Source organism: Nakamurella sp. (assembly GCF_048594475.1).
In the GTDB taxonomy this organism is placed as follows: Bacteria; Actinomycetota; Actinomycetes; order Mycobacteriales; family Nakamurellaceae; genus Nakamurella.
In genome coordinates this window covers 1-10,048 of the sequence record NZ_JBMDXT010000054.1, presented here as the reverse complement: position 1 = coordinate 10,048, position 10,048 = coordinate 1, and the positions used below count along the sequence as shown (strand labels likewise).

Below are 10,048 nucleotides of genomic sequence, written 5' to 3'. Positions count from 1 at the left end.
TCGCGGTGACCGATCGCGGGGTGGGCATCGCCCCCGAATACACCGAGCGGGTCTTCGAGCGCTTCTTCCGGGTCGATCCGGCGCGCTCCCGGTCGACCGGCGGCACCGGTCTGGGCCTGGCCATCGTCAAGCAGGTCGCGGCGAATCACGGTGGCACGGCCACCGTCTGGAGCCGCCCCGGGCTGGGATCGACCTTCACGCTGAGCCTGCCGGCCTATGTCGGCACTGTCGGCACTGTCGGCACGGTCGGCACGGTCGGTGCCGGCGGTCCGGGTGCCCCGCCGGCCGGCAGCCCGGCACCCGTCCATCGAGGAGCAGCATGACCAGGGTCCTGATCGTCGAGGACGAAGAGTCGATGTCCGAGCCGCTGGCCTTCCTGTTGCGCAAGGAAGGGTTCAGCACCGAGGTCGCGGCCAACGGGACCGACGCGCTCGAGGTGTTCGACCGTTCCGGCGCCGACATCGTGCTGCTGGACCTGATGCTGCCGGGCATGAGCGGGACCGAGGTCTGCCGGCAGCTGCGGGTCCGCGGGTCGGTGCCGGTGATCATGGTGACCGCCAAGGACACCGAGATCGACAAGGTCGTCGGCCTGGAACTGGGCGCCGACGACTACATCACCAAGCCGTACTCGACGCGCGAGCTGATCGCCCGCATCCGGGCGGTGCTGCGCCGGGGGGTCGAGGTGGAGGACATCCACTCCCCGGTGCTCCAGGCCGGGCCCGTCCGCATGGACGTCGACCGGCACGTGGTCAGCGTGCACGGCCTGCCGACGTCGCTGCCGCTCAAGGAGTTCGACCTGCTGGAGTACCTGATCCGCAACGCCGGCCGGGTGCTCACCCGCGGTCAGCTGATCGACCGGGTGTGGGGGGCCGACTACGTCGGCGACACCAAGACCCTGGACGTTCACGTGAAGCGGCTGCGGGCCAAGATCGAGCCCGATCCGGCCGCCCCCCGGTACCTGGTCACCGTCCGGGGGTTGGGGTACAAGCTCGAGGCCTGACGCCGGGCCCGGTACCGTGACGGGAGCCGAACCGGGAGGGAACGTCGTGCTGGGTGCGGGTGGACCGCGGTGATTCGCATTCCACCGATCAAAGTGGGCATGTCGACGGCGGCGGTGTATCCGGAATCGACCGCGCGGGCCTTTGCCCGGGCCGCGGAGCTCGGGTACGACGGGGTCGAGGTGATGGTCCAGACCGATCCGACGAGTCAGGATCCGGTCGCGCTCGCGGCCCTCGTCGACGATTTCTCGATGCCGGTCCTGTCGGTGCATTCGCCGTGCCTGCTGGTCACCGCCCGGGTCTGGACCACCGATCCGCTGGTCAAACTCGCCCGTTCTATCGACATGGCCGAACGGCTCGGCGCGGGCACCGTCGTGGTCCATCCGCCCTTCCTGTGGCAGCGTGCGGCCGCCGCGACGTTCACCGAGGCGGTCGCGGAATTGCAGGCGCGGACGCCGGTGCGTATCGCCGTTGAGAACATGTTTCCGGTGAAAGTGCGCGGCACCGAGGTGAACAGTTATCGACCGCATTGGAATCCGGTCCCGGCCGGGCACCGATGGTTCACGCTCGACCTCTCGCACACCGCGACCTCCGGCACGGACGCCGTCGAACTGGCCGACCTGATGGGAGATCGGCTGGGACACCTGCATCTTGCCGATGGCTCCGGGTCCGGCAAGGACGAGCACCTGGTCCCCGGGCGCGGCGGCCAGCCGTGCGCGGAAATCCTGGAGGGGCTGGCCCGCAACGGATTCGACGGCGGTGTCGTGGTCGAGATTTCGACCCGGGGCAAGGATGCCGATGCCCGGGAGACCGATCTGGCCGAGGCCCTGACATTTGCCCGGCTGAATCTGGCCGCGCCCGAGCCGCCGAACGGGCGGGCCTTCACTCAATACGAGTGAAGGCCCGCCCTTCGCAGCGAAACGTCCGCGCGTCGATGTGGGCCGGACGGCGACCGCAACCCGTTCGACGCGCTACGCTGGGTGGCACGCCGGTATGACCGGCGGAACCGGCCTGGATCCCGTCGTCGGGGCGTGATTCTCGCGGGGTAGTTTGCCGTGCCTGGCATCCCCACGGGTAGTGAGCGACCCGAATTGTCTGTGTCGAGTGTTCCGGTTTATTTCCTGGCGGCACTGGAAGGTACGGAGCACCTCATGGCACAGCAGACCACGGTGACGCTGACCGACGATCTGGACGGCACGAAGGCGGCGGAAACCGTCCGTTTCGGTCTCGATGGCCGGTCGTACGAAATCGACCTCAACAAGCGGAATGCGGCCGCCCTGCGGAAAGCGCTGGCCGAATTCACCGCCGCCGCCCGCCGCGTTCGCGGGACGCGGCCGGCCGGCAAGGCCGCCGCCGCGCCGGCTCCGGCCCGGGTGGACGCCCGCGCGGTGCGGGAGTGGGCGTCCGCCAACGGCATCACCGTCTCGGCCCGCGGCCGTATTCCGGCCGACGTGCTCAGTCGCTACGAGGAATCGGCCGGCTGATCCGGTCGTGACCGACGCGATGGAATCGGATTGGTGGAAGAGCGCGGTCGTCTACCAGATCTACCCCCGCAGTTTCGCCGACTCCGACGCAGACGGCATCGGCGACCTGCGGGGCATCATCGATCGGGTCGACCACCTGGCCCGACTGGGCGTCGACGTCATCTGGCTGTCTCCGATCTACCCGTCCCCGCAGGACGACAACGGGTACGACATCAGCGACTATCGCGACGTCGAGCCGGTTTTCGGCACCCTGACGGACTTCGACGAATTGCTCGCCGCGGTGCACGAGCGGGGCATGCGGCTCGTGATGGACCTGGTCGTCAACCATACCTCCGACGAGCACCCCTGGTTCGTCGAGTCGCGGTCGGGGCCGGACAGCCCCCGCCGGGACTGGTACTGGTGGCGCCCGGCCCGCCCGGGTCTGCCGCCGGGCGGCCCGGGGGCGGAGCCGACGAACTGGGGCTCCTTCTTCAGCGGCCCGGCGTGGGAATTCGATCCGGCCTCCGGGGAGTATTACCTGCACCTGTTCTCCCGCAAGCAACCCGACCTGAATTGGGAGAACCCGGCCGTCCGGCACGCGGTCTACGACATGATGCGCTGGTGGCTGGACCGCGGGGTCGACGGGTTCCGGATGGACGTCATCAACATGATTTCCAAGGACACGTCGCTGCCCGACGGGGCGGTCACCCACGGCGTGCTCGGTGACGGCTCCCCGGCTTTCCAGTGCGGGCCGCGGATCCACGAATTCCTCCGGGAGATGCACGAGGAGGTGTTCGCCGGTCGGCCCGGTCGCCTGCTGACCGTCGGCGAGATGCCCGGGGTGACGGTGGACGAGGCGGTGCTGTTCACCGACCCCGACCGTCACGAGGTCGACATGGTCTTCCAGTTCGAACATGTCAGCCTCGACCAGGGACCGGGCGGCAAGTGGGACCTGCGCCCGCTGCGGCTGCTGGACCTCAAGGCGAGCCTGGGCCGGTGGCAGGCCGGCCTGGCCGAGCGTGGCTGGAACAGCCTGTACTGGGACAATCACGATCAACCGCGCGCGGTGTCCCGGTTCGGCGACGACGGCCTCCATCGGGTGGAATCGGCCAAGCTGCTGGCCACCGTGCTGCACCTGCACCGCGGGACGCCGTACGTCTACCAGGGTGAAGAACTGGGTATGACGAATGCGCCGTTCGCCGGCCCGGACGATTTCCGGGACATCGAATCGGTCAATCATTACCGGGCCGCGGTGGCCGCCGGTGAGGATCCCGAGTCGGTTCTGGCGGCCCTGCGCAAGCAGAGCCGGGACAATGCGCGGACCCCCATGCAATGGGATGCCGGCCCCGGAGCCGGATTCACCACCGGCCGGCCGTGGATCGCGATCAATCCCAATCACGTCGACATCAACGCGGCCGCGCAGACCGACGATCCGGATTCGGTGTTCAACCATTACCGGGCGGTCATCGCCCTGCGGCACGCGGAACCGGCCGTCGCGCACGGCGACTTCACGATGCTGCTGCCCGACGATCCGGTCGTCTATTCGTTCACCCGTCGATTCGGGTCGACCACCCTGCTCGTGGTGGCCAATTTCTCGGGGGAACCGGCCACGGCGCCGGTGCCGGAGGAATCGGAATGGGCCGGGTCCGAACTCGTGCTGGGCAATTATCCGGCCGATGCGGACGCGGCGGCGGGCTCGATCCGGCTGCGACCGTGGGAGGCCCGCGTCTACCGGCGGGTGCGGTGACGCACCGTAGCCTTCGGACGGGCGGCGCACCGTAGGATTGATGGGTGAGCCTCCAGTTGTACGACACCGCCACCCGCTCGGTCCGGCCGTTCGAGCCGCTGCAGCCCGGTCTGGTGTCGATCTACAACTGTGGCGCGACCGTGCAGTGGCACCCGCACATCGGCCACTTGCGGGGCGCCGGGATCGTCTACGACGTGCTGCGCCGGTGGCTGGAGTTCAACGGCTTCGAGGTGCGGCACGTCCGCAACGTGACCGACATCGACGACAAGATCCTGGCCAAGGCGACCGAGGCCGGCCGCCCCTGGTGGGAGTGGGCGGCCACGCACGAGCGCAGCTTCGACGACGCGTACGACACCCTGGGCTGCCTCCGGCCGTCGGTCGAACCCCGGGCGACCGGGCACATCCCGCAGATCCTGGAGATGATCGGCGAGCTGATCGACGGCGGCCACGCCTACGCGGCCGGCGGCGACGTCTACTTCGCGGTGCGCACTCAACCCGACTACGGGTTCCTGTCCGGCCAGCGGATCGACGAGATGGTGCAGGGCGAGGCCGACGCGAGCGACAAGCGCGACCCGGCCGACTTCACGCTCTGGAAGTCGGCCAAGCCGGGCGAGCCCTCGTGGGATTCGCCCTGGGGACGGGGACGACCCGGGTGGCACATCGAGTGCTCGGCGATGGCCCGCGCCTACCTCGGGCCGGAGTTCGACATCCACGGCGGCGGCCTGGACCTCATCTTTCCCCACCACGAGAACGAGGCCGCCCAGTCGCACGGCCTGGGCGACCGGTTCGCCCGGTACTGGCTGCACTCGCACTGGGTGACGATGGCCGGCGAGAAGATGTCCAAGTCGCTGGGCAACATCCTGTCGGTCCCGGCCATCACCGAGAAGGTCCGGCCGGTTGCGCTGCGGTACTACCTGATCAGCGTGCACTACCGGTCGTCGATCGAGTACTCCCCGGACGCCCTGGCCGACGCGGCCAAGGCCTACGAGCGGATCGAGGCGTTCCTGCAGCGCGCCGCCGATCGGTCCGGTGCCGGCCAGGAGGGCATCCCGCTCGGTGACGTGCCGGACGCGTTCCGGCAGGCGATGGACGACGACCTGGGCGTGCCGCGGGCGCTGGCCGTCGTGCACGAGATGGTCCGGGCCGGCAATGGCGCCTTGGCCGGGAGGGGCGAGAACGACGAGGCCGCCGCCCAGCGGCTCGCCTCGTCGGTGCGGGCCATGATGGCGGTGCTCGGGCTGGACCCGTGGGCGCAGCCGTGGGCCACCCGGCGAGAGGACCGCCGGCTGGTGGAGGCCACCGGCCGGCTGCTCGACGGGCTGCTGGCCGACCGCACGCAGGCCCGCAAGGATCGGGACTTCGCCCGGGCCGACGAGATCCGGACGCAGCTGGCCGCGGCCGGTTTCGCCATCGAGGACACCAAGGACGGCCCGGTGTGGTCCGTCGCCGGCGCCACCGGCCGGTCCTGATCACCACCCACCCGTCACGGAGGACCTGACATGGCCGGCAATTCCCAGCGTCGCGGCGCGACCCGCAAGGCGGGCACCAAGAAGGGGCAGGTCACCGGCAGCGGTGGCCGGGTCCGGCGCGCCCTGGAGGGCAAGGGCCCCACGCCCCCGGCCGAGATGCGCAAGGGCCACCCCGCGTCCCGGCGGGCCGCGGCCGCGGCCAAGCGCAAGCCGGCGGCGACCGCGGCCAAGCCGGCCGCCCGGCCGCGGGGCGAACTGCCCGAGACGGTGGTCGGCCGCAACCCGGTGGTCGAGGCCCTGCGGGCGGGGGTGCCGGCGACGGCGCTCTACGTCGCGGGCGGCCTGTCCGCCGACGAGCGGGTCGCCGAGGCCATCACCGGCGCGGCCGAGCGGGGCATCCCGCAGCTGGACGTCTCGCGGCCGGAGCTGGACCGGCTCACCGGCAACGCGATCCACCAGGGGGTCGCCCTGGTCGTCCCGCCGTACCAGTACGCGCACCCGGACGACCTGCTCGCCCGGGCCCGCGACTCCGGCCGACCCGCCCTCGTCGTCGCCGTCGACGGTGTCACCGACCCGCGGAACCTGGGCGCGATCGTCCGGTCCGCCGCCGCCTTCGGCGCGCACGGCGTGCTGGTGCCCGAGCGGCGCAGCGCCGGGATGACCGCGTCGGCCTGGCGGACGTCGGCGGGGACCGCGGCCCGGCTGCGGGTCGCCCGGTGCACGAACCTGGTCCGCACCCTCAAGGACTACGCGGCGCAGGGCCTGATGGTCGTCGGCCTGGACGCCGACGGCACCACCGACACCGATTCGTTCGAACTGGCCACCGCGCCACTGGTGCTGGTCGTCGGGTCGGAAGGCCGTGGGCTGGCCCGGCTCACCCGGACCGTCTGTGACGCGACCGTATCGATCCCGATGGCCCGGGCCGTCGAGTCGCTCAACGCCTCCGTGGCCGCCGGCGTCGTCCTGGCCGAGGTCGCCCGCCGCCGCCGCGCCGACCGCCCCACCGGCGCCTGACCGCGCGGATCAACAAGCGTGGCGCGGATCAACTGACCCCGAATGTGACGGCTGGGGCGGGTGTTGACGACTTCGTCCGCGCAGCACTGACCGCGTCCCTCACCGCGGCCCTGACCGCGGACTCGACCCCGGCCCGGCCCGCGCGGATCATCTAACGCTGCGCGGATCAATCCACCCCGAATGTGACGGGTGGGACGGAAGTCAACGACTTCGTCCGCGCGGCGCTGTGGACAACCGGTTGTGGATACCCGCGCGGATCAAATCACCCCGAATGTGACCGGTGGGGCGGGAGTCGACGACTTCATGCGCGCCGGCGTAGATGATCCGCGCGAGGCAGGGGAGCCGGTCGAGGCGCGGGCAGGGGAGCGGGTCGAGGCGCGGGTGGGGTCCGTCGGGGCGCGGCGGGTAGGTGGGTGAAGTGGGGTGGGTGAAGCGGGCGGGCGGATGGACTACTCTGTCGAGAGTGATTCTCAGAATGGTTAACAACTCTCACGGACGCCGGCGGCTGGGGACGGCCCTGCTGGGCGGGGCCGTCGCCCTGACGTTGGCGGCATGTTCGGGCGGTGGGTCGGGGGCCGGCGGCACCACCGCCGCGGCCAGCGGGTCGGCCGGCGCCGGCGGCGGAACCGTCAAGGTCGTCGCCGCGACCAACGTCTGGGGCGACGTGGTCGAGCAGATCGGCGGTGACCACGTCGAGGTCACCTCGATCATCACCGACCCCAGCGCCGACCCGCATTCCTTCCAGTCATCCCCCCGCAACCAGCTGGCCCTCTCGTCGGCCCAGCTGATCGTCCAGAACGGCGGCGGGTACGACGACTTCATGCAGACGATGATCTCGTCGGCGGGGTCGCAGGCGCCGGTCGTGACCGCCGTCGACGCCTCGGGCGTCACCCCGCAGGACGGTGAGCTCAACGAGCACGTCTGGTACGACCTGCCCGGCACGATCAAGGTCGCCGATGCGATCGCCGCCCAGTTGGCGACCATCGACCCGGCGAACGCGAGCACCTACCGGGCCAACTCGGCCACCTTCGACACGGCCGTCAACGGTCTGATCACCCAGGCCCAGGCGATCAATGCCGCGCACGACGGCGCGCCGGTCGCCATCACCGAGCCGGTGCCGGTCTACCTGCTGGAGTCGGCCGGCCTGTCGAACGTCACCCCGGCCGAGTTCAGCGAGGCGATCGAGAACGAGACGGACGTCCCGGCGGCGGTCATGAACCAGACGCTCGCGCTGTTCGCCGACAAGCAGGTCAAGCTGCTCGCCTACAACGAGCAGACCACCGGTCCGCAGACCGAGCAGGTCCTGGAGGCGGCGAAGACCAACGGCATCCCGACGGTTCCGGTCACCGAGACCCTGCCGGACGGGCAGGATTACCTTTCGTGGATGAAGTCCAACATCCAGGCGCTGAGCCAGGCGCTGGGCGGATGACCGAGCCGGCGACCGCGGCGGTGGCCGCCCGGCCGGCGACGGCCCGGGTGGCCGCCCCGGTCGGCCCGCCCGCCCTGCAGTTGCAGGACGCCGGGCTGTCCTTCGGTCGCCGGACCCTGTGGCACCACCTGGACCTGTCGATGGCCCGGGGTGAGTTCGTCGCCGTCCTGGGCTCCAACGGGTCGGGCAAGACCAGCCTGCTGCGCACCATCCTCGGCGAGGTGGCCCTGACCAGCGGTTCGGGCGCCATCAGCGGGCGCCCGCTCGGCCGCGGCAGCACCGACGTCGGCTACGTCCCGCAGAAGATCGCCATCGATGCGGCCACGATGATCAAGGCCCGCGACGTGGTGCGGCTGGGCCTGGACGGTCACCGCTGGGGCCTGCCCGTGGCGGTCGGCGGCCGGCGGCGCCGGATCCGGGCCCGCATCGACGAGTTGCTGGCCGCGGTCGGCGCCACCGATTTCGGCGACTCCCCGGTCTCGATGCTGTCCGGCGGCGAGCTGCAGCGCATCCGGGTCGCGGCCGCGCTGGCCAGCGATCCGGTCCTGCTGCTGTGCGACGAGCCGCTGGCCGCGCTGGACCTGCGCCACCAGCAGGACATCGCCGCGCTGATCGATCAGCAGCGCCGGCGCCTGGGCACCGCGGTGCTGTTCGTCACCCACGACATCAACCCGGTGCTGCCCTACGTGGACCAGGTGCTCTACCTGGCCGGCGGGTCGTTCCGGCTCGGCCGCCCGGACGAGGTGCTCACCTCGGCCGGCCTGTCCGAGCTGTACGGGGCGCCGGTGGACGTGCTCCGGGCCCAGGGCCGGATCATCGTCGTGTCGTCGCTGGAGAGCACCGAGCATCAGTCGCACGACGACCACGGCGCGACCGATCCGGGATGGGGACGGTGACCGGCCGGTGAACGACGTCTGGGACAAGATCTTCAACTTCACCGACTACGGCCAGCTGCTCGCGCTGCTGCACAACTCGATCCTGGCCGGGGCCGTCCTCGGTCTGGTCGGCGGCCTGATCGGCGTCTTCGTGATGATGCGCGACCTGACCTTCGCGGTCCACGGCATCAGCGAGCTGTCCTTCGCCGGGGCCTCGTTCGCGCTGCTGGTCGGCATGAACGTGGTGGTCGGGTCGATCAAGGGGTCTCTGCTGGCCGCGGTGGTCATCGGCGTGCTGGGCGTCAAGGCCCGGGAGCGGTCGTCGATCATCGGCGTCCTGATGCCGTTCGGCCTCGGCCTCGGGGTGCTGTTCCTGGCCCTGTACCCGGGCCGGTCGGCCAACAAGTTCGGGCTGCTGACCGGGCAGATCGTGGCTGTCGACGACCCCCAGCTGCTGTGGCTCGGCGGGATCTCCCTGCTGGTCCTGACTGCGCTGGCCGTCGTGTGGCGGCCGCTGATGTTCGCCTCGGTCGACCCGGACATCGCCGCCGCCCGCGGGGTGGCCGTCCGCGGCCTGTCCCCGGTCTTCATGCTCATGCTCGGCCTGACGGTGGCCATGGCCATCCAGGTGGTCGGCGCCCTGCTGGTGCTCTCGCTGCTGGTCACGCCGGCGGCGGCGGCGATGCGGGTGACCGCGTCCGCGCTGTGGGTGCCGGTGCTCTCGGTCACGTTCGCGATGATCTCGACCGTCGGCGGCATCCTGCTCGCGCTCGGCGGCAGCATCCCGATCAGCCCCTACATCACCACGATCTCGTTCCTGATCTGGGTGATCTGCCGGGTGACGGGTTCGGTTCGGACCCGGCGGGGCTGGTCCCGGCGACCCGCGGCGGAGCCGGCGTCCCGGGTGGCCGCCGGCGCGCACTGACCCGCCCACCGCCGACCCGCGGACCGATCGCCCCGGCGAACGGAGACGGAGAACCGAGACGGGGGATTCCAGCCGGGTGACCACCGAGACCGCAGGACGCCGAACGGGGCGGGTCCGCGGCGCCGCGG

At 71.1% G+C, this 10,048-nt stretch carries 10 protein-coding genes; all 10 read left to right on the top strand.

Annotation, left to right across the window (positions count from 1 at the left end; all coding sequences use genetic code 11):
* Positions 1-323 (top strand): sensor histidine kinase (locus ACOJUF_RS02745; protein ID WP_420120333.1); only part of this gene is annotated, 323 nt, incomplete at its 5' end.
* A complete protein-coding gene (locus ACOJUF_RS02740) occupies positions 320-1,000 on the top strand; it encodes a response regulator (protein ID WP_420120332.1) in 681 nt (226 codons plus the stop codon). The genes ACOJUF_RS02745 and ACOJUF_RS02740, both read left to right, overlap by 4 nt.
* Before the next feature lie 69 nt (positions 1,001-1,069).
* The gene (locus tag ACOJUF_RS02735) at positions 1,070-1,897 is read left to right on the top strand and encodes a sugar phosphate isomerase/epimerase family protein (protein WP_420120331.1); all 828 of its coding nucleotides are present in this window, start codon (positions 1,070-1,072) and stop codon (positions 1,895-1,897) included.
* 198 nt (positions 1,898-2,095) lie between these two features.
* A complete protein-coding gene (locus ACOJUF_RS02730; RefSeq protein WP_420120330.1) occupies positions 2,096-2,482 on the top strand; it encodes a histone-like nucleoid-structuring protein Lsr2 in 387 nt (128 codons plus the stop codon).
* A gap of 19 nt (positions 2,483-2,501) precedes the next feature.
* Entirely contained in the window at positions 2,502-4,208 is a 1,707-nt protein-coding gene (locus ACOJUF_RS02725; RefSeq protein WP_420120334.1) for a glycoside hydrolase family 13 protein, read from the top strand.
* 44 nt (positions 4,209-4,252) lie between these two features.
* Positions 4,253-5,677, top strand: a complete 1,425-nt coding sequence (gene cysS / locus ACOJUF_RS02720; RefSeq protein WP_420120329.1) for a cysteine--tRNA ligase — start codon at positions 4,253-4,255, stop codon at positions 5,675-5,677.
* 30 nt (positions 5,678-5,707) lie between these two features.
* Positions 5,708-6,691, top strand: a complete 984-nt coding sequence (gene rlmB / locus ACOJUF_RS02715) for a 23S rRNA (guanosine(2251)-2'-O)-methyltransferase RlmB (RefSeq protein ID WP_420120328.1) — start codon at positions 5,708-5,710, stop codon at positions 6,689-6,691.
* Between the two features lie 475 nt (positions 6,692-7,166).
* Positions 7,167-8,120, top strand: a complete 954-nt coding sequence (locus tag ACOJUF_RS02710; RefSeq protein ID WP_420120327.1) for a metal ABC transporter solute-binding protein, Zn/Mn family — start codon at positions 7,167-7,169, stop codon at positions 8,118-8,120.
* Positions 8,117-9,016, top strand: coding sequence for a metal ABC transporter ATP-binding protein (locus ACOJUF_RS02705; RefSeq protein WP_420120326.1), 900 nt, complete (start codon positions 8,117-8,119; stop codon positions 9,014-9,016). Before ACOJUF_RS02710 ends, ACOJUF_RS02705 begins: the two co-directional genes overlap by 4 nt.
* A 7-nt stretch (positions 9,017-9,023) precedes the next feature.
* Positions 9,024-9,920, top strand: coding sequence for a metal ABC transporter permease (locus ACOJUF_RS02700; protein WP_420120325.1), 897 nt, complete (start codon positions 9,024-9,026; stop codon positions 9,918-9,920).
* The last annotated feature ends 128 nt before the right edge of the window (positions 9,921-10,048 follow it).

Bases quoted from the DNA above. Each gene is read 5' to 3' on its own strand.
- ACOJUF_RS02740 (WP_420120332.1), top strand. From the start codon at position 320: ATGACCAGGGTCCTGATCGTCGAGGACGAAGAGTCGATGTCCGAGCCG.
- ACOJUF_RS02725 (WP_420120334.1), top strand. From the start codon at position 2,502: ATGGAATCGGATTGGTGGAAGAGCGCGGTCGTCTACCAGATCTACCCC.
- rlmB (WP_420120328.1), top strand. From the start codon at position 5,708: ATGGCCGGCAATTCCCAGCGTCGCGGCGCGACCCGCAAGGCGGGCACC.
- ACOJUF_RS02710 (WP_420120327.1), top strand. From the start codon at position 7,167: ATGGTTAACAACTCTCACGGACGCCGGCGGCTGGGGACGGCCCTGCTG.
- ACOJUF_RS02705 (WP_420120326.1), top strand. From the start codon at position 8,117: ATGACCGAGCCGGCGACCGCGGCGGTGGCCGCCCGGCCGGCGACGGCC.